The 21,877-nt window shown below is 65.4% G+C and carries 15 protein-coding genes; 10 read left to right on the top strand and 5 right to left on the bottom strand.

All coding sequences use genetic code 11. From position 1 onward, the window contains the following. Nucleotides 1–154: 154 nt before the first annotated feature. The 4 genes from xdhA to guaD all read left to right on the top strand — a co-directional run bounded on the left by xdhA (nt 155) and on the right by guaD (nt 6,797). A complete protein-coding gene (xdhA, locus tag CAG31_RS00820; RefSeq protein ID WP_085577581.1) occupies nt 155–1,609 on the top strand; it encodes a xanthine dehydrogenase small subunit in 1,455 nt (484 codons plus the stop codon). Then, complete coding sequence (gene xdhB, locus CAG31_RS00825; protein WP_085577582.1) at nt 1,602–4,001, top strand: xanthine dehydrogenase molybdopterin binding subunit; 2,400 nt, start codon at nt 1,602–1,604, stop codon at nt 3,999–4,001. Before xdhA ends, xdhB begins: the two co-directional genes overlap by 8 nt. A 625-nt stretch (nt 4,002–4,626) precedes the next feature. After that, the gene (gene xdhC / locus CAG31_RS00830) at nt 4,627–5,484 is read left to right on the top strand and encodes a xanthine dehydrogenase accessory protein XdhC (protein ID WP_085577583.1); all 858 of its coding nucleotides are present in this window, start codon (nt 4,627–4,629) and stop codon (nt 5,482–5,484) included. 8 nt (nt 5,485–5,492) lie between these two features. After that, nucleotides 5,493–6,797, top strand: a complete 1,305-nt coding sequence (gene guaD / locus CAG31_RS00835; protein ID WP_085577584.1) for a guanine deaminase — start codon at nt 5,493–5,495, stop codon at nt 6,795–6,797. A 243-nt stretch (nt 6,798–7,040) separates the two neighbouring features. On the opposite strand, the gene CAG31_RS00840 is transcribed toward guaD, so the two are convergent. Continuing rightward, entirely contained in the window at nt 7,041–7,805 is a 765-nt protein-coding gene (locus tag CAG31_RS00840) for a GntR family transcriptional regulator (protein WP_085577585.1), read from the bottom strand. A 283-nt stretch (nt 7,806–8,088) separates the two neighbouring features. Between CAG31_RS00840 and CAG31_RS00845 the strand changes: the two genes are divergently transcribed. Next, nucleotides 8,089–9,279: a benzoate/H(+) symporter BenE family transporter gene (locus CAG31_RS00845; protein ID WP_085577586.1), complete on the top strand. Its 1,191-nt coding sequence runs from the start codon at nt 8,089–8,091 to the stop codon at nt 9,277–9,279. 57 nt (nt 9,280–9,336) lie between these two features. Here CAG31_RS00845 and CAG31_RS00850 read toward each other — a convergent pair whose 3' ends face one another. Next, nucleotides 9,337–9,678: a YggL family protein gene (locus tag CAG31_RS00850; protein WP_085577587.1), complete on the bottom strand. Its 342-nt coding sequence runs from the start codon at nt 9,676–9,678 to the stop codon at nt 9,337–9,339. Nucleotides 9,679–9,913: 235 nt separating this feature from the next. Between CAG31_RS00850 and dacB the strand changes: the two genes are divergently transcribed. Then, nucleotides 9,914–11,374 (top strand): D-alanyl-D-alanine carboxypeptidase/D-alanyl-D-alanine-endopeptidase, encoded by a 1,461-nt coding sequence (gene dacB / locus CAG31_RS00855; RefSeq protein ID WP_085577588.1) that lies wholly within the window; start codon nt 9,914–9,916, stop codon nt 11,372–11,374. A gap of 176 nt (nt 11,375–11,550) precedes the next feature. On the opposite strand, the gene CAG31_RS00860 is transcribed toward dacB, so the two are convergent. Beyond that, nucleotides 11,551–13,941, bottom strand: coding sequence for a diguanylate cyclase (locus CAG31_RS00860; protein ID WP_085577589.1), 2,391 nt, complete (start codon nt 13,939–13,941; stop codon nt 11,551–11,553). Between the two features lie 147 nt (nt 13,942–14,088). After that, entirely contained in the window at nt 14,089–16,353 is a 2,265-nt protein-coding gene (gene rlmKL / locus CAG31_RS00865) for a bifunctional 23S rRNA (guanine(2069)-N(7))-methyltransferase RlmK/23S rRNA (guanine(2445)-N(2))-methyltransferase RlmL (protein ID WP_085577590.1), read from the bottom strand. A gap of 532 nt (nt 16,354–16,885) precedes the next feature. Here rlmKL and rmf point away from each other — a divergent pair. Further along, nucleotides 16,886–17,101 carry a ribosome modulation factor gene (rmf, locus tag CAG31_RS00870; RefSeq protein ID WP_003223300.1) on the top strand — a complete coding sequence of 72 codons (216 nt, stop codon included), beginning with the start codon at nt 16,886–16,888 and terminating at the stop codon, nt 17,099–17,101. A gap of 235 nt (nt 17,102–17,336) precedes the next feature. Here the strand turns inward: rmf and CAG31_RS00875 are convergent, their stop codons facing one another. Then, a complete protein-coding gene (locus CAG31_RS00875) occupies nt 17,337–18,356 on the bottom strand; it encodes a quinone-dependent dihydroorotate dehydrogenase (RefSeq protein ID WP_085577591.1) in 1,020 nt (339 codons plus the stop codon). 235 nt (nt 18,357–18,591) lie between these two features. Here CAG31_RS00875 and CAG31_RS00880 point away from each other — a divergent pair, with 235 nt between their 5' ends. From CAG31_RS00880 to CAG31_RS00890, 3 genes are all read left to right on the top strand, one after another. Further along, on the top strand, nt 18,592–19,803 hold the full coding sequence (locus CAG31_RS00880; RefSeq protein WP_085577592.1) for a CmpA/NrtA family ABC transporter substrate-binding protein: 1,212 nt from the start codon (nt 18,592–18,594) through the stop codon (nt 19,801–19,803). A 15-nt stretch (nt 19,804–19,818) separates the two neighbouring features. Then, the gene (locus tag CAG31_RS00885; RefSeq protein WP_085577593.1) at nt 19,819–20,394 is read left to right on the top strand and encodes an ANTAR domain-containing response regulator; all 576 of its coding nucleotides are present in this window, start codon (nt 19,819–19,821) and stop codon (nt 20,392–20,394) included. A 265-nt stretch (nt 20,395–20,659) separates the two neighbouring features. Next, on the top strand, nt 20,660–21,871 hold the full coding sequence (locus CAG31_RS00890) for a NarK/NasA family nitrate transporter (RefSeq protein WP_085577594.1): 1,212 nt from the start codon (nt 20,660–20,662) through the stop codon (nt 21,869–21,871). The last annotated feature ends 6 nt before the right edge of the window (nt 21,872–21,877 follow it).

The following is a 21,877-nucleotide window of genomic DNA, read 5'->3' on the forward strand; positions in this document are numbered from 1 at the left end:
TATCCCGGCAAGGGTCAATACTGAAGAGACACGTTGCCGATCGACAAAAGCAGTTTTCCTGACCTTTAAGTCAGAAAACCATTGACCGAAAAGTCAGACCTGCTAAATTCGGTTCCCATCGGTCAACAACAATAATGAGTCTGCGAGGCCATCCGTGATCCAGTTTTTACTCAACCAGGAACTCCGAAGCGAGCACGCCCTGGACCCGAACCTGACGGTGCTCAACTACCTGCGCGAACACGTGGGCAAGACCGGCACCAAAGAAGGCTGCGCCAGCGGCGACTGCGGCGCGTGCACCTTGGTGGTCGGCGAACTGCAGACGGATGACGATGGCCGCGAACGCATCCGCTACCGCAGCCTCAACTCGTGCCTGACGTTCGTTTCGTCCCTGCACGGCAAGCAGTTGATCAGCGTCGAAGACCTCAAGCACAAAGGCGAACTGCACAGCGTGCAGAAGGCCATGGTCGAGTGCCACGGTTCGCAGTGCGGCTTCTGCACCCCCGGTTTCGTGATGTCGCTGTTCGCCCTGCAAAAGAACAGCGACGCGCCGGACACCCACAAGGCCCACGAAGCGCTGGCCGGCAACCTCTGCCGCTGCACCGGCTACCGGCCGATCCTGGCCGCCGCCGAGCAGTCGTGCTGCGGCAAGCAGGCGGACCAGTTCGACGCCCGCGAAGCCGAGACCATCGCCCGCCTCAAGGCCATCGCCCCCACCGACATCGGCGAACTCAACAGCGGCGACAAGCGTTGCCTGGTGCCGCTGACCGTCGCCGACCTGGCCGACCTCTACGACGCTTATCCACAGGCCCGCCTGCTGGCCGGCGGCACTGACCTGGCGCTGGAGGTCACCCAGTTCCACCGGCCGCTGCCGGTGATGATCTACGTGGGCAATGTCGCCGAAATGAAGCGCATCGAGCGCTTCGACGACCGCCTGGAGATCGGCGCGGCCGCCGCCCTCTCCGACTGCTACGACGCCCTGAACGCCGAATACCCGGACTTCGGCGAACTGCTGCACCGCTTCGCCTCCCTGCAGATCCGCAACCAGGGCACCCTGGGCGGCAACATCGGCAACGCCTCGCCGATCGGCGACTCCCCGCCCCTGCTGATCGCCCTCGGCGCGCAGATCGTGCTGTGCAAGGGCGACACCCGGCGCACCCTGGCCCTGGAGGATTACTTCATCGATTACCGGGTGACCGCCCGCCAGGAAAGCGAATTCATCGAGAAGATCATCGTGCCCCGCGCCAGCGCCGAGCAGCTTTTCCGTGCGTACAAGGTGTCCAAGCGCCTGGACGATGACATCTCCGCCGTCTGCGCCGCGTTCAACCTGCGCATCGACAACGGCGTGATCGCCGACGCCCGCGTCGCCTTCGGCGGCATGGCCGCGATCCCCAAACGCGCCGCCCACTGCGAAGCCGTCCTTTTGGGCCAGCCGTTCGGCAACGCCGTGATCGAACGCGCCTGCGCCGCCCTGGCCGATGACTTCACGCCGCTCTCGGACTTCCGCGCCAGCAAGGAATACCGCCTGCTCAGCGCGCAGAACCTGCTGCGCAAGTACTTCATCGAACTGCAAACACCGCACATCGAGACCCGGGTGACCGCTTATGTCTAACCATCACGCCGCAGAGAAGTCCCAGGCCGAGCTGGCGCAACTGTTCGCCCAGGACCTGACCACCGGTGTCGGCCGCAGCGTCAAGCACGACAGCGCCGCCAAGCATGTGTCCGGTGAAGCGCAGTACATCGACGACCGCCTGGAATTCCCCAACCAGCTGCACGTCTACGCGCGGCTGTCGGACCGCGCCCACGCGAAGATCCTGCGCATCGACACCAGCCCCTGCTACGCCTTCGAAGGCGTGCGCATCGCCATCACCCACGAGGACGTGCCGGGCCTGAAGGACATCGGCCCGCTGCTGCCGGGCGACCCGCTGCTGGCCATCGATGACGTGCAGTTCGTCGGTCAGCCGGTGCTGGCCGTGGCCGCCCGGGATCTTGAGACCGCTCGCAAGGCCGCCATGGCCGCGATCGTCGAATACGAAGACCTGGAGCCGGTGCTGGACGTGGTCGAAGCCCTGCGCAAACGCCATTTCGTCCTGGACAGCCACACCCACCAACGCGGCGACTCGGCCAACGCGCTGGCCACCGCCGAACACCGCATCCAGGGCACCTTGCACATCGGCGGCCAGGAGCATTTCTACCTGGAGACGCAGATTTCCTCGGTGATGCCCACCGAAGACGGCGGCATGATCGTCTACTGCTCCACGCAGAACCCCACCGAAGTGCAGAAGCTGGTGGCCGAAGTGCTGGACGTGTCGATGAACAAGGTGGTGGTTGACATGCGCCGCATGGGCGGCGGCTTCGGCGGCAAGGAAACCCAGGCCGCCAGCCCCGCGTGCCTGTGCGCGGTGGTCGCGCACCTCACCGGCCAGCCGACCAAGATGCGCCTGCCGCGGGTCGAGGACATGCTGATGACCGGCAAGCGCCACCCCTTCTACGTCGAGTACGACGTCGGCTTCGACAGCACCGGGCGCCTGCACGGCATCGCCATGGAACTGGCCGGCAACTGCGGTTGCTCACCGGACCTGTCGGCGTCCATCGTCGACCGGGCGATGTTCCACTCCGACAACTCGTACTACCTGGGCGACGCGACCATCAACGGTCACCGCTGCAAGACCAACACCGCCTCGAACACCGCCTACCGCGGCTTCGGCGGCCCGCAGGGGATGGTCGCCATCGAAGAGGTGATGGACGCCATCGCCCGCCACCTGAACCTCGATCCGCTGGCGGTGCGCAAAGCCAACTACTACGGCAAGACCGAGCGCAACGTCACCCACTACTACCAGACGGTCGAGCACAACATGCTCGAGGAAATGACCGCCGAGCTGGAAGAGAGCAGCCAGTACGCCGAGCGCCGCGAAGCGATCCGCCGCTACAACGCCAACAGCCCGATCCTGAAGAAAGGCCTGGCGCTGACCCCGGTGAAGTTCGGCATTTCCTTCACCGCCAGCTTCCTCAACCAGGCCGGGGCCTTGGTGCACGTCTACACCGACGGCAGCATCCACCTGAACCACGGCGGCACGGAAATGGGCCAGGGCCTGAACACCAAGGTCGCCCAGGTGGTGGCCGAAGTGTTCCAGGTCGAGATCGACCGGGTGCAGATCACCGCGACCAACACCGACAAAGTGCCGAACACCTCGCCGACCGCCGCCTCCAGCGGCGCCGACCTCAACGGCAAGGCTGCGCAGAACGCCGCCGAGACCATCAAGAAACGCCTGATCGAATTCGCCGCCCGCCAGTACAAGGTCAGCGAAGAGGACGTGGTGTTCCACAACGGCCATGTGCGCATCCGCGATCACATCCTGACCTTCGAGGCGCTGATCCAGCAGGCGTATTTCAATCAGGTGTCGCTGTCGAGCACCGGGTTCTACAAGACCCCGAAGATCTACTACGACCGCAGCCAGGCCCGCGGCCGGCCGTTCTACTACTTCGCCTTCGGCGCGGCGTGCTGCGAGGTGATCGTCGACACCCTGACCGGCGAGTACAAGATGCTGCGCACCGACATCCTCCACGACGTCGGCGCCTCGCTGAACCCGGCCATCGACATCGGCCAGGTCGAGGGCGGCTTCGTCCAGGGCATGGGTTGGCTGACCACCGAAGAGCTGGTGTGGAACAACAAGGGCAAGCTGATGACCAACGGCCCGGCCAGCTACAAGATCCCGGCCGTGGCGGACATGCCAGTGGACCTGCGGGTGAAGCTGGTGGAGAACCGCAAGAACCCGGAAGACACCGTGTTCCATTCCAAGGCCGTGGGCGAGCCGCCGTTCATGCTCGGCATCGCGGCCTGGTGCGCGATCAAGGATGCCGTGGCGAGCCTCGGCGACTACAGGCACCAGCCCAAGATCGACGCTCCGGCGACGCCGGAGCGGGTGCTGTGGGGCTGCGAGCAGATGCGCCGGCTGAAGGTCGCGAAAGCGGTCGAGGCCGAAACCGAGCTGGCTCCGCTCTGAGACCGAGGCGCGCCGATCGCTGGCAAGCCAGCTCCCACAGGATCCGGGTGGAATCCGGTTTCTGTGGACACCACAAAACACTGTGGGAGCCAGCTCCGACAGGTCCGGATAGATTCCGGACTCTGTGAGCACCACCAAACACTGTGGAGCCAGCTCCGACAGGTCCGGATAGATTCCGGACTCTGTGAGCACCACAAAACACTGTGGGAGCCAGCTCCGACAGGTCCGGATAGATTCCGGACTCTGTGAGCACCACCAAACACTGTGGAGCCAGCTCCGACAGGTCCGGATAGATTCCGGATTCTGTGAGCACCACAAAACACTGTGGGAGCCAGCTCCGACAGGTCCGGATAGATTCCGGACTCTGTGAGCACCACCAAACACTGTGGAGCCAGCTCCGACAGGTCCGGATAGATTCCGGACTCTGTGAGCACCACAAAACACTGTGGGAGCCAGCTCCGACAGGTCCGGATAGATTCCGGACTCTGTGAGCACCACCAAACACTGTGGAGCCAGCTCCGACAGGTCCGGATAGATTCCGGATTCTGTGAGCACCACCAAACACTGTGGGAGCTGGCTTGCCAGCGATAAGGCCCGAACAGACAACGACGATGTCGAGGTGAACATGTACAACTGGATCGACGCCCTCGCCGACCTGCAGAACCAGGGCGAGCCCTGCGTGCTGGTGACCATCATCGAAGAGCTCGGCTCGACGCCGCGCAACGCCGGCTCGAAAATGGTCGTCAGCGCCCGTCAGGCGTTCGACACCATCGGCGGCGGGCACCTGGAATACAAGGCCATGCAGATCGCCCGCGACATGCTCGCCAGCGGCCGGCAGGACACCCACCTGGAGCGCTTCAGCCTCGGCGCCAGCCTCGGCCAATGCTGCGGCGGCGCCACCGTGCTGCTGTTCGAGCCGATGGGCCAGGTGCAGGCGCAGGTCGCCGTGTTCGGCGCCGGCCATGTCGGCCGGGCGCTGGTGCCGCTGCTCGCCGGCCTGCCGTGCCGGGTGCGCTGGATCGATTCGCGGGAAGAGGAATTCCCCGGACAGATCCCCCACGGCGTGCGCAAGATCGTCGCCGAAGAGCCTGTGGATGAAATCGACGACCTGCCCGCCGGCAGCTACTGCATCGTCATGACCCACAACCATCAGCTGGACCTGGAGCTCACCGCCGCGATCCTCAAGCGCAACGACTTCGCCTACTTCGGCCTGATCGGCTCCAAGACCAAGCGCGCCAAGTTCGAACACCGCCTGCGTGACCGCGGCTTCGACGCCGGCGTCGTGCAACGCATGCGCTGCCCGATGGGCATCGGCGAAGTCAAAGGCAAGCTGCCTGCGGAAATCGCCATCTCCATCGCCGGCGAGATCATCGCCACCTACAACGCCAACTTCGGCCAGCACACCGCCGGCGCCGAACCGATCGCCAAGCTGCTGCCGGTTTCCCGCCGCAGCCAGGCCGCCCACCTTAAAGCCTCAAATTGAGAACCGTCATGCCTTTGACCCGCAAAGCCTACCGCGCCGCCATCCTGCACAGCATCGCCGACCCCGCCGAGGTCGGCATCGAAGCCTCCTACGAATACTTCGAGGACGGCCTGCTGGTGGTCGACGACGGCAAGATCAGCGCCCTGGGCCACGCCAGCGAACTGCTGCCGACCCTGGCGGCGGACATCGAGATCACCCACTACCAGGACGCGCTGATCACCCCGGGCTTCATCGACACCCACATCCACCTGCCGCAGACCGGCATGGTCGGCGCCTACGGCGAGCAACTGCTGGACTGGCTGAACACCTACACCTTCCCATGCGAAAGCCAGTTCGGCGACAAGGCCCACGCCGACGAGGTGGCCGACATCTTCATCAAGGAACTGCTGCGTAACGGCACCACCACCGCGCTGGTGTTCGGCAGCGTGCACCCGCAGTCGGTGAACTCATTCTTCGAGGCCGCCGAGAAGCTGGATCTGCGCATGATCGCCGGCAAGGTGATGATGGATCGCAACGCGCCGGACTACCTGACCGACACCGCCGAATCCAGCTACCTGGACAGCAAGGCGCTGATCGAGCGCTGGCACGGCAAGGGCCGCCTGCACTACGCGGTCACCCCGCGCTTCGCCCCCACCAGCACCCCGGAACAGCTCACCCTCGCCGGCCAGTTGCTCACCGAATACCCGGATCTGTACATGCAGACCCACATCAGCGAAAACCTCAAGGAAATCGAGTGGGTCAAGGCACTGTTCCCGGAGCGCAAGGGCTACCTGGACGTCTACGACCACTACCGGCTGCTCGGCGAGCGCTCGGTGTTCGCCCACGGCGTGCACCTGTGCGACGAGGAATGCGCGCGGCTGGCGGAGACCGGCTCGGCGATTTCGTTCTGCCCGACCTCGAACTTCTTCCTCGGCAGCGGCCTGTTCAACCTGCCGATGGCCGAGAAGCACAAGCTCAACGTCGGCCTGGGCACGGACGTGGGCGGCGGCACCAGTTTCTCGCTGCTGCAGACCCTGAACGAAGCCTACAAGGTGATGCAGCTGCAAGGCGCCCGCCTGAGCCCGTTCAAGTCGCTGTACCTGGCCACCCTCGGCGGTGCCCGGGCGCTGCGCCTGGAAGACAAGATCGGCAACCTGCAGCCGGGCACCGACGCCGACTTCCTGGTGCTGGACTACAACGCCACGCCGCTGCTGGGCTATCGCCTGAAGCAGGCGAACAACATCGCCGAGACGCTGTTCGTGCTGATGACGCTGGGGGATGACCGCACTGTGGCGCAGACCTACGCCGCCGGTGCACTGGTGCATCAGCGCTGAGTCGTTGAGGCATGAAAAATCCCCCGGGCCTTTTCGGCCCGGGGGATTTTTGTTGCCGGTCAGGGCCTCATCGCTGGCAAGCCAGCTCCCACAGGATTGTGCATGCAGCCATCGCCAACAGGCTGGAACCCACAGGAGTTGGGGTGTTTGCAGAATCTGTCGCCACTGCATGACACCGTGGGAGTCAGCCTGCTGGCGATGGCGTCAGTCAGGGCACCGCAGCGGGCTGAGGATGCTTGCGGCTCAGAGCTTGGCCGCAGGACGCCCCGGCTTCTTGGTCTGCAACAGGTGCGAGAACACCGCGTGCAGGTCGTCCGACGCGCTTTCCTCATCGAGGTTGAGCTTGCTGTCGATGTGATCCATGTGGTGCATCATCAGGTTCACCGCCAGCTCGCCGTCGCGCTTTTCGATGGCGTCGATCAGTTGGGTGTGTTCGTCGTAGGAACAGTGGGAACGGTTGCCGCTTTCGTACTGGGCGATGATCAGCGAGGTCTGCGAGACCAGGCTGCGCTGGAAGCTGATCAACGGCGCGTTCTTCGCCGCTTCGGCCAGTTTCAGGTGGAACTCGCCCGACAGCCGGATGCCGGCGCCGCGGTCGCCGCGGGAGAAGCTGTCACGTTCGTCGTTGACCATCTGGCGCAGTTCGGCGATCTGCTCGGCGGTCGCGTGCTGCACGGCGAGCTCGGTGATCGCCCGCTCCACCAGGCGACGGGCCAGGAACACTTGCCGCGCCTCTTCGACGCTAGGGCTGGCCACCACCGCGCCACGGTTCGGCCGCAACAGCACCACGCCTTCATGGGCCAGGCGCGACAGCGCGCGGCGGATGATGGTGCGGCTGACCCCGAAGATTTCCCCCAGCGCTTCTTCGCTCAACTTGGTGCCGGGCGCCAGGCGCTGTTCGAGGATGGCCTCGAAGATATGCGCATAGACGATGTCGTCCTGGGTTCCGCTGCGGCCGGCTTTGCCTGCTCGCGGTTGTTTCTTGAGGGGTTGCAACTGATCGTTCATGGGCACTCGGGTCGGGAGAACGGCGGCGGATTAGCGGAAACTGTAATACGGCGCAGTGGGTCGCTGGCAAGTATCGCGTAAAAAACAGCGCGATTGTACACAATGGAAGGTGGCAACACGACTGTACGGCTGTTTGCGGCTTCGGCTGTATCGCAACGCTTCGTTACGTTTGAGTTTAGGCTTGTTCGCAGAATCCGCCGCCCGCCCCTGTCCCCGTCCCCTGTGGGCGCCAGCCTGCGGGCGATGGCGGGGCCTCTTCATCAGTACAAGGAACACCGCCGTCATGAACGACGCCACCCACGCCCGGCTGCGCCCGCTGGCCGACACCTCCCCTTCGGCCATCGTCGCCGGGTTCATCGCGATGATGACCGGCTACACCAGTTCGCTGGTGCTGATGTTCCAGGCCGGGCAAGCGGCGGGCCTGACCAGCGGGCAGATCTCCTCGTGGATCTGGGCGATTTCCATCGGCATGGCGGTGTGCTCCATCGGCCTGTCCCTGCGCTACCGCACACCGATCACCATCGCCTGGTCCACGCCGGGCGCGGCGCTGCTGATCACAAGCCTGGGCGGCGTCAGCTACGGCGAGGCCATCGGCGCCTACATCACCTGCGCCGCGCTGGTGACGGTCTGCGGCCTGACCGGCAGCTTCGAGCGGCTGGTGAAAAAGATCCCGGCATCGCTGGCGGCGGCGCTGCTGGCGGGGATCCTGTTCAAGATCGGCAGCGAAATCTTCGTCGCCGCGCAGCACCGCACCGGGCTGGTGCTGGGGATGTTCTTCACCTATCTGGCGGTCAAGCGTCTGTCGCCGCGCTATGCGGTGCTGGCCGCGCTGCTGGTGGGCACCGCGCTGTCGGGAGTCCTGGGCCTGCTCGATTTCAGCGGTTTCCGCCTGGAAGTGGCGACGCCGGTCTGGACCACCCCGCACTTCTCCCTCGCCGCCACCATCAGCATCGGCATCCCGCTGTTCGTGGTGGCCATGACCTCGCAGAACATGCCCGGCGTCGCCGTGCTGCGCGCCGACGGCTACAACGTGCCGGCCTCGCCGCTCATCACCGCCACCGGGGTGGCGTCGCTGCTGCTGGCGCCGTTCGGCTCCCACGGCATCAACCTGGCGGCCATCAGCGCAGCGATCTGCACCGGCCCCCACGCCCATGAAGACCGCAACAAGCGCTACACCGCCGCGGTGTGGTGCGGGGTGTTCTACGGCATCGCCGGGGTGTTCGGCGCCACGCTGGCGGCGCTGTTCGCCGCGCTGCCCAAGGAACTGGTGCTGTCGATCGCCGCGCTGGCGCTGTTCGGCTCGATCATCAACGGCCTGAGCATCGCCATGAGCGAGGTCAAGGAACGGGAAGCGGCGCTGATCACCTTCATGGTCACGGCATCGGGGCTGACGCTGTTTTCCATCGGTTCGGCCTTCTGGGGCATCGTCGCCGGCGTGCTGACCCTGCTGATCCTCAACGGCCGCAAGGCGTGAGCGCGAAAGAACGGGCATAAAAAAACGGCGACCCTCAGGTCGCCGTCTTTCATGGAATCAAGCCTGATTGATCGGCTTTTCCGGGTACCACACGTCCAGCAGCGGGCTGACTTCGACGCTGGTCAGTTCCGAGCGGGCCTTCAGCCAGGCTTCAACCTTGGCGCGCTGCTCTTCGCTGACCGAACCGCGCTTGATCGAGCAGATCAGACCGTAGTCGTCGCCGCCGACGTAGCCCAGACCGTTGGCTTCCATGCCTTCCTTGAGGAAAGCGTCGAGGAACGCATCAATGGCCTCTTCGGACAGGTCTTCTTTGAACTCCAGGTTCAGCTCGCATCCCAGCTCTTGAAATTCATCGACGCACAGTTTTTTGCGCAGACGCCGGGAACGGTTAGTCGCCATTGGAACAATCCTCTTGAGTAAATACCGGCGGCACTTTAGCAGTTTAAGGCGCCGATTGCCCGACTCTCTGGCGCGAGCACACGGTCACCTGTAAAAAAAATCATGAAATGGCCCGCCTGCGAAAGGCACAAGCTGTTACACCTTGGGGCATAATGCCGACACTTTCATGACCATCGGGGGCCTTTTCATCCATGCCTCCTTCTTTTTTCCCCTCGGCTGTAGGGTTTTATTTCACATGATCAAATCGTTGCGTCCCCTGCTGTTGGCCAGCCTTCTCCTGCCCCTGGCCCTGCCCGTTTCCGCCGCCGCCATCAACACGTCCCTGACCCCCAACGTCGAAAAGGCCCTCAAGGCCAGCAAGCTGCCGCCCAGTGCGCTGTCGCTGGTGATGGTGCCGCTGGAAGGCCCCGGCACCCCGACCGTGTACAACGCCGACGTGTCGGTCAACCCGGCCTCGACCATGAAACTGGTGACCACCTACGCGGCCCTGGAAATGCTCGGCCCCAACCACCAGTGGAAGACCGAGTTCTACACCGACGGCGACCTGAGCGGCGGCATCCTCAACGGCAACCTCTACCTCAAGGGCGGCGGCGATCCGAAGCTGAACATGGAGAAACTCTGGCTGCTGATGCGCGACCTGCGCGCCAACGGCGTGACCCAGATCACCGGCGACCTGGTGCTGGATCGCAATTTCTTCGTCCAGCCGCAATTGCCGGAATTCAACGACGACGGCAACGACGAGAACAAACCGTTCCTGGTCAAGCCGGACGCCCTGCTGGTCAACCTCAAGGCCCTGCGCTTCGTGGCCCGCAATGACGACGGCCGGGTGCTGGTGTCCGTGGAGCCGCCGATCGCCAGCATCCGCATCGACAACCAGGTCAAGGCGCTCAATTCCAAGCAATGCACCGGCGGCGTGCGCTACAACCCGGTGCCTCAGGCCGACGGCAGCGTGACCGTGACCGTCGGCGGCCAGTTGGGCGAAGGCTGCAGCTCGCAGACCTACCTGTCGCTGCTCGACCATGCCACCTACACCGCCGGCGCCGTGCGGGCGATCTGGAAGGAACTGGGCGGCAGCATCCAGGGCAAGGACCGCCAGGGCGCGACGCCGGGCAACGCCAAGGTGCTGGCCCGTGCCTTCTCGCCGGACCTGGCGGAAGTCATCCGCGACATCAACAAGTACAGCAACAACACCATGGCCCAGCAGCTGTTCCTGAGCCTGGGCCAGCGCTTTCGCAACGAGGCTGACGGCGACGACGCCAAGGCGGCCCAGCGCGTGGTGCGCCAGTGGCTGGCGAAGAAAGGCATCACCGCGCCGCACCTGGTGATGGAGAACGGCTCCGGCCTGTCCCGCGCCGAGCGCGTCAGCGCCCGTGAGATGGCCAGCATGCTGCAGGCCGCGTGGCACAGCCCGTATGCCGCCGAGTACATCAGCTCGATGCCGATCGTCGGCACCGACGGCACCATGCGCAAGCGCCTGAAGAACACCGCGATGCGCGGCGAGGCCCACATCAAGACCGGCACCCTGAACACCGTGCGGGCGATCGCCGGCTTCAGCCGCGACAACAACGGCAACACCTGGGCGGTGGTGGCGATCCTCAACGACAAGGCCCCGTTCGGCGCCTCGTCGGTGCTCGACCAGGTGCTGCTGGACCTGTACCGCCAGCCGAAGGCGCCGCAGACCGCGTCGGTTCTTTAAGCGTTTTCTCTGTGGGGGCGCCTGCCGGGCGGCGCCTTGGCTGACGCCATCGCCAGCGGGCTGGCTCCCACCGGGACATCGGCGACGCCAGAATCCGTGGTCGCCGCACAGCCGTGTGCCAGCGGTGGACGGGTGACGCCATCGCGAGCGGGCTCGCGCCTACCAGGGATCGGTGCTCAGTTCGTCTGCCGCTCCACCCGGTCGCGGCCGCCCTGCTTCGCCGCATACACCCCGGAGTCTGCCCGCAGCAACAAGGCGTCGGCGCCCTCTCCCGGACGCCAGCTGGCGATGCCGAAACTGGCGGTCACCGTGCCGACCACGTCCACCGGCGCACTGCGCAGGCCCTGCCACAGCTCCACCGCCAGCATGTAGGCGTGGTCGCCGTCGATGTCCGGGCACAGCACCATGAACTCCTCGCCGCCCAGACGGCAGAACACGTCGGTGCGCCGCAGGCGATGGCCGATGCGCTCGCACACGGCCTGCAGGACCCTGTCGCCCACCGCATGCCCGTACTGGTCGTTGATCCGCTTGAAATGGTCGATGTCGAGCATGATCACCGACAGCTCCCCGCCGCCCCGCTCGACCCGGGCCATCTCAGTGGTCAGCCGCTCCTGGAAGTAGCGCCGGTTGTGGATGCCGGTCAGGGCGTCGGTCACCGACAGGGCGCGCAGTTCCTCTTCTACCCGCTTGAGGTCGGAAATGTCGGAAATGTAGCCGTGCCACAGCACCCCGCCGCCTGGCAGCTCTTCCGGGGTCGCTTCGCCGCGCACCCAGCGCAGGCCGCGCTCGGGCAATTGCACGCGGTATTCCTCGCGCCACGGGCTGAGGTTGTCGGCCGAGGCGCGGATCGATGAGCGCACGCGCGTGGTGTCCTGGGGGTGGATGCGGGTGAAGATCGCCTCGGCGTTGAGCAGCAGCACGTCCGGCTCCAGTTCGTAGATCTCGCGGATCCCGTCGCTGGCGTAGATCACGCTGAAGCGGCCGTCGAACTCCATCTTGAACTGATAGATACCGCCGGGAACGTGGGCGCTGAGCTTCTTGAGCAGCACGTCCCGCGCCGCCAGGGCTTCGTGCACGCGCTTGCGTTCGGTGATGTCGATGCAGATCGCCAGATGCCCGACCCACAGCCCCTGCTCGTCGAGCACCGGCGTGGCCAGCATGTTCACCGGGATGTGGCTGCCGTCCTTGCGCACCAGCGTCCACTCCCGGGCCTCGTGGCCGCCGACCTCGCCGCCCTCCACCAGCATCGCCTGGCAGGCCGGGATGGTCTTGCCGTAGCGGGCGCTCAACTCCGCGGCCCGTGCGCTCAGTTCCCGGGGAAAGTGCAGGTTCTCCAGGGTCATGTGGCCGATGACTTCGCTGCTGCGGTAGCCGAGCATCTGTTCGGCGCCGGGGTTGAAGGTGTTGATTACCCCGCGCAGGTCGGTGGCGATGATCGCCACCTGGGTCGCCGCGTTGAGCACGCCGCGCAACTGGCCGTGGGTGCCGCGCAGTTCCCGCTCGCTGGCGTGCAGTTCCTGAGTCCGCTGCTCAACCATGCGCAGGGCGCGCTGACGCTGGCTGACCAGCACGTACAGCAAGGCGCTCAACAGCACGCTGAGCAAAATCCCCAGGACGATCTGGCTGCTCACCGAGGAATGGTTGGCCTGCATGAAGGCGGCGCTGGGCTGGATGTCCACCTGGTAGTCGTGGTCGGCCAAGCGCAGCAACTGGGTGGACGACAGATCGCTGTCCCCCGGTTTGTTGGAGGATTCGTACAGCACCTCATGTTGGTCGTCGGTGGACAGGTCGAGGATGCGCACCGTCAGGAAGTCATGGTCTTCGGCCGGCAAGCCGTCCGCCAGCAACTGGCGCATGCTGATCACCGCCATCACGTACCCCTGCGGCTGGCGATCCGCCGCCCCCGCGCGGATGACCGGCGCCAGCAGCAGCACGCCCCGGGCATAGGCCGGCTCGATGCCCACCAGGTGCAGCGGCTGCGACACCGCCATGCGCCCGCTGCGGTCGGCGCGCTCCAGGGTGGTGCGGCGCAGCGGCTGGGCCAGCAGGTCGTAGCCCAGCGGCGTGGGCAGGCGGCTTTGGGTCTGCGTGTAGAGCACCGGCACATAGACGTCGCGATCCCCGGCCACCTGCAATTGACCGTCGGCGTTAAGCTCACGGAACGTGAACGTCGGCAGGCCCTCGTCGCGCACCGCTTGCTCCAGCGCCGGACGTTGCGCACGGCTCACCCGGGGCGCGTAGGAATAGGCTTGGGTGCGCAGCAGAAGCGGCTTGGCATAGCCGTCGAATTCGGCGCGGGACACGGAATCGGAATTGGTGAAGAACCGGCGCAAGCCGTCCAGGCGCTGCTCCTGGTCCTGAAAGCGTTCTTCGATGCGGCTGTAGCGTTCGCTGGCCAGCAACTGAAAGCGCTGGCGCAACTGGTTGTGGAACTGATTGACGGTGGCCCAGGCCAGCAACCCCGTGAGAATCGCACCGGCGAGCAGAACCAGCAGCGCGACCAGCCAGGCCGAGACTTCTTCGCTGATGAAACCCAGGATCTTTGGGCGCACGGGGTGCAACGACATAGAGGCCACTCACTACGCCAGTGTTTCCTTGGAAACCCTCATTGGCCGTGAGTTGAGTTATAGCTATTAGCCACTAATTTGGCTAGCACTGATCGGATCCAGGAGCCTTTAAAAATCAAGGCTCTGTGGATCCAATCAGGCCGGGCGTCAACGGGCCGTGATTTTCCAGGCGCGGTGGATTTTGCCGTTACGGGCGAAATCCGGATCGATGGTGCTGGCGGTGATCTCCTCGACCGCATACCGCTCGGCCAGGTTGTCCTCCAGCTGGAACTTGCGGAAGTTGTTGGAGAAGTACAGCACGCCCCCCGGCGCCAGGCGGGCCATGGCCAGGTCGATCAGTTGCACCTGGTCGCGCTGCACGTCGAACACCCCTTCCATGCGCTTGGAGTTGGAGAAGGTCGGCGGGTCGATGAAGATCAGGTCGTACTCGTCACGGCTGTTCTCCAGCCACGCCATCACGTCGCCCTGTTCCAGGCGGTTCTTGTCGGAGAAGCCGTTGAGCGACAGGTTGCGCCGCGCCCAGTCGAGGTAGGTCTTGGACAGGTCGACGCTGGTGGTGCTGCGCGCCCCGCCCTTGGCCGCGTGCACGCTGGCGGTCGCGGTGTAGCAGAACAGGTTGAGGAACCGCTTGCCGGCGGCCTCCTTCTGGATGCGCATGCGGATCGGACGGTGGTCGAGGAACAGCCCGGTGTCGAGGTAGTCGGTGAGGTTGACCAGCAGCTTCACGCCGCCCTCGGTCACTTCATTGAACTTGCCCTGGGCGCTCTGGCGTTCGTACTGCTTGGTGCCGCTCTGACGCTCGCGGCGCTTGACCACCACGCGGCTCTTGTCGATGTTCAGCGCCTGGGGAATCGCCGCCAGGGCGTCGAACATGCGCACCGAGGCCTTTTCCGGATCGACGGACTTCGGCGCGGCGTATTCCTGGACGTGCACCCAGTCCTGGTACAGGTCGATAGCCATGGCGTATTCCGGCATGTCCGCATCGTAGACCCGGTAGCAATCGATGCCCTCGCGCTTGACCCACTTGCCCAGCGCCTTGAGGTTCTTCTGCAGGCGGTTGGCGAACATCTGCCCGCCTTCGCTCAGGCGCGGCTGCTCGACCGCCGGGGCCGGCGCCGGCTTGATCGGGTTGCCGTTCTTGTTGAACTGGCGTTCCTGCGGCGCGTCCGGCAGTTGGTCGTAGGCCGCCTGCTCGCGCTCGGCCTGGCGCTGCTCCGGGGTGCGGCGCTCGCCGGTGACGAACTGGTCAGGGCGCACCTTGATCAGCAGCAGCTTGCACGGCAGCGCACCGTTCCAGAAGGAATATTGCTTGTGGCTGCGGATGCCCATGCGCTTGCCCAGGTCCGGCGCGCCGGTGAACACCGCCGCCTCCCAGTTCAGGCAGGCCTGGCGCAGACGCTCGCCAAGGTTCTGGTAGAGGTACAGCAGGCTGGCTTCGTCGCCCAGACGCTCACCGTACGGCGGGTTGCAGATCACCAGGCCTTTCTGGTTCTGATCCGGGCGCGGCTCGAAGGTCGCCACTTCGCCCTGGTAGATCTTGATCCACTCGCTCAGGCCGGCGCGCTCGACGTTGTTGCGGCCCGGCTGGATCAGCCGCGGATCGGCCTCGTAGCCGCGGATCCACAGCGGCGGCTTGGCCAGGCCGGCGGCGGCGCGTTCCTGGGCTTCGTCATGGAGCTTGCGCCACAGGGCCGGCACATGGCCCAGCCAGTGGGTGAAGCCCCAGTGCTCGCGGCGCAGGTTGGGCGCCATGTCGGCGGCGATCATCCCCGCTTCGACCAGGAACGTGCCGACGCCGCACATCGGGTCGGCCAGCGCGCCGCCCTCGGCGGCGATGCGCGGCCAGCCGGCTCGGATCAGCACCGCGGCCGCCAGGTTTTCCTTGAGCGGCGCCGCGCCCTGCTGCAGACGGTAGCCGCGCTGGTGCAGGCTGTGGCCGGAAAGGTCGAGGGACAGGATCGCTTCGCCGCGGTCCAGGCGCAGGTGGATGCGCAGGTCCGGGTTCAGCTTGTCGATGGAAGGACGGTCGCCCTGCGGCGTGCGCAGCTTGTCGACGATGGCGTCCTTGACTTTCAGGGCGCCGAAATGGGTGTTGTCGATGCCCGAGCCGTGGCCGCTGAACTCGACGGCCAGGGTGCCGTCGCTGAGCATGTGATCCTGCCAGTCGATGTCGTGCACGCCGTCGTACAGGTCGTCGGCGTTCTTCATCGAAAAGCGTTTGAGCACCAGCAGCACGCGGTTGGCCAGGCGCGACCAGAGGCACAGGCGGTAGGCGGTTTCCATGGTGGCCATGCCACGCACCGCGGAGGTGTGTTCGCGGGCCTCTTCAAGGCCAAGCCCGACGGCTTCCTCGATGAGCAGGCCTTCAAGGCCTTTTGGGCAGGTGAGGAAGAGTTCGAAACGATCGGACATGGTATTTCCAGAGCCTTTGGCTGTGTGGGCCGGCAACGCATCGCCGACCCGGTTTTCAATCAGGCGCTTTTCTGCAAGAGCGCCCGCGTGGCACGAAGGTGTGCCGTTCCATCCCCCGCTGCTCGGGTCAAAAGAGCTTAGATGCCGGGACAGATAAAAAAGTTGATGCAACAAAATGACTCAAAGCAACCCTTCGTCGAATAGTACCTGACTGCAAGCGTGGGTCATTCTCACTAATGGATTAACCCCATCATCCGACGCAGCGCCGATCATACCGGGGTTTAGCCAATAAACATTGGAAAAATACGCTGTTACTTATCGCCATAGCACGCTTTTCGTTACGTCCTTATGACAAAACGGTCATTCCCTCGATGTGACTCATTGGTTAGAACTGACTCCAGGTTGACGTCGCAACGGCGTCAACACCTTGGCTCGCCACGCCGGCAGCGAGCCGCCAACGGCAGAGTTTTTCTGCCTGACCCCGATGGGGGTCGACGCGACACAAACAGTCAACAAGTGAGGGAAACACCCTATGAGAAGACTTAAGCGTGATCCGTTGGAAAGAGCATTTTTGCGCGGATATCAATATGGCGTTGGTGGCAAATCCCGTGAGCTTTGCCCATTTACTCTACCGTCGGTACGCCAAGCCTGGATCAACGGCTGGCGGGAAGGACGCGGCGACAACTGGGACGGTATGACCGGCACTGCGGGAATCCACAGACTCAACGAACTTCACGCCGTCGGCTGACACAGGGCACTTATTCCGACACGACAATCTGAATTCGCAACGATTTAACCACGCACGTCCTTCCCGGACGGCGGGCTACGGCCCAGGGGCTCCTTCGAGGAGCCCTTTTTTATGCCTGACCGTATCCCGGCAGCGCTCCCGCCGATGCCATCGCCAGCAGGCTGGCTCCTACAGGGCTTTGTGGCGACCGCAAGACTCTGTGGGAGCCAGCCTGCTGGCGATGGCGCCTGAATCTTCAGCGCAGGGCGGCGATCGCGTCCACGGACTCGCGGATCAGCGCCGGGCCTTTGTAGATGAAGCCGGAATAGATCTGCACCAGGCTCGCGCCCGCGGTGATCTTCTCCGCCGCGTGCTTGCCTTCAGTGATGCCGCCGGCCGCAATGATCGGCAGACGCCCGCCCAGCTCGGCAGCCAGCACCTTGACGGTGTGGGTGCTCTTGTCGCGGACCGGGGCGCCGGAGAGGCCGCCCGCCTCGTCGCCGTGCTCCATGCCTTCGACGCCCGCACGCCCCAGGGTGGTGTTGGTGGCGATCACCGCGTCCATCCCGGTCTCGATCAGCGCCTGCGCCACCTGGGCGGTTTCCTCATCGGTCATGTCCGGCGCGATCTTGATCGCCAGCGGCACATGCTTGCCGTGCTGCAGGGCCAGTTCGGCGCGGCGCGCCGCCAGGTCCGCCAGCAGTTGCTTGAGCGAATCGCCGAACTGCAGGCTGCGCAGGCCCGGGGTGTTCGGCGAACTGACGTTGACCGTGACGTAACTGGCGTGGGCGTAGACCTTCTCCAGGCAGATCAGGTAGTCGTCCACCGCGCGCTCGACCGGGGTGTCGAAGTTCTTGCCGATGTTGATCCCCAGCACGCCCTTGTACTTGGCCGCCGCGACCCGCGCCAGCAGGTTGTCCACGCCGAGGTTGTTGAAGCCCATGCGGTTGATGATCGCCTCGGCCTCCGGCAGGCGGAACAGCCGGGGCTTGGGGTTGCCCGGCTGCGCGCGCGGGGTGACGGTGCCGATCTCGACGAAGCCGAAGCCCAGCTGCGAGAAACCGTCGATGGCCGCGCCGTTCTTGTCCAGGCCGGCCGCCAGGCCCACCGGGTTGGGGAAGTCCAGGCCCATGACATTCACCGGCACCTGCGCCGGGGCCTTGCACAGCAAGCCGTTGAGGCCCAAACGCCCGCCCGCGCCGATCAGGTCCAGCGACAGATCGTGGGAGGTTTCCGGGGAGAGTTTGAACAACAGCTGACGGGCCAGGGTGTACATGGTCGGCGATGACTCGGGCGGCGAAAAGAGGCGGCGATTATAGCCGGGCATCCGCCTGGCGCGCGAGGCGCACGCGCAAATCGGCCCGCGCTGGCATATGCCTTGCACCCACCATTCCATCCGCCCGCGAGCCAACGTCGGCCGGCGGGCAAAGACAAGGGCGTCGTCACCCGGCAGTGCGCGGACAAGGCCGGGGGCGACGTTTTTTTTGAAGCCGCTTTGGCAGGTGCTTGCGATGAATGAACCCTCCGCCGGGCCCTTGGCCTGGGTCAACGGCAGCGACGCTCCGGAAAAGAACGCGATCGACCTCGGCTTCATGGCCCTGAGCGACTGCGCCTCGGTGGTGGTCGCCGCCACCCAGGGCTTCGCCCAGCCCTATGGCCTGACCCTGAACCTCAAGCGCCAGAGCTCCTGGGCCAACCTGCGCGACAGGCTGGTCAGCGGCGAACTGGACGCCGCCCACAGCCTGTACGGCCTGATCTATGCCGTGCACCTGGGCATCGGCGGCGTGGCGCCCACCGACATGGCGGTACTGATGGGCCTGAACCAGAACGGCCAGAGCCTGAACCTGTCCCACGGTCTGCAACGCCTGGGGGTGACCGCTCCTGAAGCGCTGGCGGCCCATGTGCACCAATCCCGGGCAAAACTGACCTTCGCCCAGACCTTCCCCACCGGCACCCACGCCCTGTGGCTCTATTACTGGCTGGCGAGCCAGGGCATTCACCCGTTGCGGGACGTCGACAGCGTGGTGGTGCCGCCGCCGCAGATGGTCGCCCACCTGCAGGCCGGGCGCATCGACGGCTTCTGTGCCGGCGAGCCCTGGGCCGCCGCAGCCGTGCAGCAGGACCTCGGCTTCACGATGGCGACCACCCAGGCCCTGTGGCCCGATCACCCCGAGAAAGTGCTGGGCTGCACCCAAGCGTTCGTCGAGCAATACCCCAACACCGCCCGGGCCCTGGTGATGGCCGTGTTGGAAGCCAGCCGCTTCATCGAGGCCAGTACGGAAAACCGGCGCAGCACCGCGCAACTCCTGAGCGCGCCGCCCTACCTGGACGCGCCGGCCTCATGCATCCAGCCGCGCTTCCTCGGCGACTACGCCGACGGCCTCGGCCACCGCTGGCAGGATCCGCATGCATTGAGTTTCCACCGCGAAGGCGCCGTCAACCTGCCGTACCTCTCCGACGGCATGTGGTTCATGACCCAGTTCCGTCGCTGGGGTCTGCTGCGCGACGACCCGGACTACCTCGGCGTCGCCCGCCAGGTGCAGCAACTGGCGCTGTACCGCGACGCCGCCGCTGCCGTGGGCGTACCGGCAGGCTTCGCCGACATGCGCAGCAGCCAACTGATCGACGGCAAGGTCTGGGACGGCAGCGACCCGGCCGGCTATGCCCGCAGCTTCCGGCTGCACGCCCTCTGCGACAGCGCGCCGTCGCTGGCCCGCCGCTGACAGGAGACCGCGAACATGCTGCGCATTCTGCTGATCAACGACACCGCAAAAAAAGTCGGACGCCTGAAGGCCGCGCTGACCGAAGCCGGCTTCGACGTCATCGACGAATCCGGCCTGACCATCGACCTGCCCGCACGCGTCGAAACGGTGCGCCCCGACGTGATCCTGATCGATACCGAGTCACCGGGCCGCGATGTGATGGAGCAAGTGGTGCTGGTCACCCGCGACCGGCCCCGGCCGATCGTGATGTTCACCGACGAGCACGACCCCGGCGTGATGCGCCAGGCAATCAAGTCCGGGGTCAGTGCCTACATCGTCGAAGGCATTCACGCACAGCGCCTGCAGCCGATTCTCGATGTGGCCATGGCCCGGTTCGAAAGCGACCAGGCCCTGCGCGCCCAATTGCTGGCCCGCGACCAACAGTTGGCCGAGCGCAAGCGCATCGAACTGGCCAAAGGACTGCTGATGAAAATGAAGGACTGCAACGAGGAAGACGCCTACACCCTGATGCGCCGCCAGGCCATGAGCCGCCAGCAGAAACTGATCCAGGTGGCGGAGCAGATCATTGCCATGAGCGAGCTGCTGGGCTGAAACCACCCTGCAAGCCGCTACGGGTTGCCTGCGGTTGGCACAGATCTGGCTAAGCACTCCTCACAGGTAACCAACGGCGGTTGCCCCACCCTACGACAAAGACGTCGCTCATCTGCCTCGCCCCTGCGGCGATCCGGATAGCGGCGTCTTTGCGTTTTGGCCCCACTGACCGGGGCCGGTGGTGCGGCCGTGGCGGCGCGCCACCGGCTGGCATGACCCCTTCTCGGGACGACGGCTCCCGAGCCATTCACAGCTGAGGTGCGCGATGAATTCAAGCTTCTGGAAATCCGGCCATGCCCCGACCCTGTTCGCGGCCTTCCTCTATTTCGACCTGAGCTTCATGGTCTGGTACCTGCTCGGCCCGCTGGCGGTGCAGATCGCCGCCGACCTGCACCTGACCACCCAACAGCGCGGCCTCATGGTGGCGACGCCGATCCTGGCCGGCGCGGTGCTGCGCTTTCTGATGGGCATGCTCGCCGACCGGTTGTCGCCCAAGACCGCCGGGCTGATCGGCCAGGTGATCGTGATCGGCGCATTGTTCGGTGCCTGGAAACTGGGCATCCACAGCTACGAACAGGCGTTGCTGCTGGGCCTGTTCCTCGGCATGGCCGGCGCCTCCTTCGCCGTGGCCCTGCCGCTGGCCTCGCAGTGGTATCCGCCGCAGCACCAGGGCAAGGCGATGGGCATCGCCGGGGCCGGCAACTCCGGCACGGTGTTCGCCGCGCTGATCGCCCCGGTGCTGGCCGCCTCGTTCGGCTGGAACAACGTGTTCGGCTTCGCCCTGATCCCGCTGCTGCTGACGCTCGCGGTGTTCGCCTGGCTGGCGAAGAACGCGCCGGAACGCCCGAAAGCCAAGGCCATGGCCGACTACTTCAAGGCGCTGGGCGATCGCGACAGCTGGTGGTTCATGTTTTTCTACAGCGTCACCTTCGGCGGCTTCATCGGCCTGGCCAGCGCCCTGCCCGGCTACTTCAACGATCAATACGGCCTGAACCCGGTGACCGCCGGCTACTACACCGCCGCCTGCGTGTTCGGCGGCAGCCTGATGCGGCCCTTGGGCGGTGCGCTGGCCGACCGCTTCGGCGGCATCCGCACCTTGCTGGCGATGTACACCGTGGCAGCGATCTGCATCGCGGTGGTCGGCTTCAACCTGCCGAACTCCTACGCGGCGCTGGCGCTGTTCGTCTGCACCATGCTGGGCCTGGGCGCGGGCAACGGCGCGGTGTTCCAACTGGTGCCGCAGCGCTTTCGCCGGGAGATCGGTGTGATGACCGGGCTGATCGGCATGGCCGGCGGCATCGGCGGCTTCGCCCTGGCGGCGGGCATGGGCGCCATCAAGCAGAGCACCGGCAGTTATCAACTGGCGCTGTGGCTGTTCGCGAGCCTGGGCGTACTGGCCTGGTTCGGCCTGCACGGCGTCAAGCGCCGCTGGAGAACCACATGGGGTTCGGCCGCCGTGACCGCCGCGCGGGTCTGAGCCGAC

The sequence above is a fragment of the Pseudomonas sp. R25(2017) genome, assembly GCF_002112565.1.
GTDB lineage: Bacteria > Pseudomonadota > Gammaproteobacteria > Pseudomonadales > Pseudomonadaceae > Aquipseudomonas > Aquipseudomonas ekonensis.

Coding starts and splice junctions, on each gene's coding strand:
- CAG31_RS00875 (WP_085577591.1), bottom strand. CDS start 18,356: ATGTACACCCTGGCCCGTCAGCTGTTGTTCAAACTCTCCCCGGAAACC.
- CAG31_RS00885 (WP_085577593.1), top strand. CDS start 19,819: ATGCTGCGCATTCTGCTGATCAACGACACCGCAAAAAAAGTCGGACGC.
- xdhB (WP_085577582.1), top strand. CDS start 1,602: ATGTCTAACCATCACGCCGCAGAGAAGTCCCAGGCCGAGCTGGCGCAA.
- rmf (WP_003223300.1), top strand. CDS start 16,886: ATGAGAAGACTTAAGCGTGATCCGTTGGAAAGAGCATTTTTGCGCGGA.
- CAG31_RS00890 (WP_085577594.1), top strand. CDS start 20,660: ATGAATTCAAGCTTCTGGAAATCCGGCCATGCCCCGACCCTGTTCGCG.
- guaD (WP_085577584.1), top strand. CDS start 5,493: ATGCCTTTGACCCGCAAAGCCTACCGCGCCGCCATCCTGCACAGCATC.
- CAG31_RS00860 (WP_085577589.1), bottom strand. CDS start 13,941: ATGTCGTTGCACCCCGTGCGCCCAAAGATCCTGGGTTTCATCAGCGAA.
- dacB (WP_085577588.1), top strand. CDS start 9,914: ATGATCAAATCGTTGCGTCCCCTGCTGTTGGCCAGCCTTCTCCTGCCC.
- CAG31_RS00840 (WP_085577585.1), bottom strand. CDS start 7,805: ATGAACGATCAGTTGCAACCCCTCAAGAAACAACCGCGAGCAGGCAAA.
- CAG31_RS00845 (WP_085577586.1), top strand. CDS start 8,089: ATGAACGACGCCACCCACGCCCGGCTGCGCCCGCTGGCCGACACCTCC.
- xdhC (WP_085577583.1), top strand. CDS start 4,627: ATGTACAACTGGATCGACGCCCTCGCCGACCTGCAGAACCAGGGCGAG.
- CAG31_RS00850 (WP_085577587.1), bottom strand. CDS start 9,678: ATGGCGACTAACCGTTCCCGGCGTCTGCGCAAAAAACTGTGCGTCGAT.
- CAG31_RS00880 (WP_085577592.1), top strand. CDS start 18,592: ATGAATGAACCCTCCGCCGGGCCCTTGGCCTGGGTCAACGGCAGCGAC.
- rlmKL (WP_085577590.1), bottom strand. CDS start 16,353: ATGTCCGATCGTTTCGAACTCTTCCTCACCTGCCCAAAAGGCCTTGAA.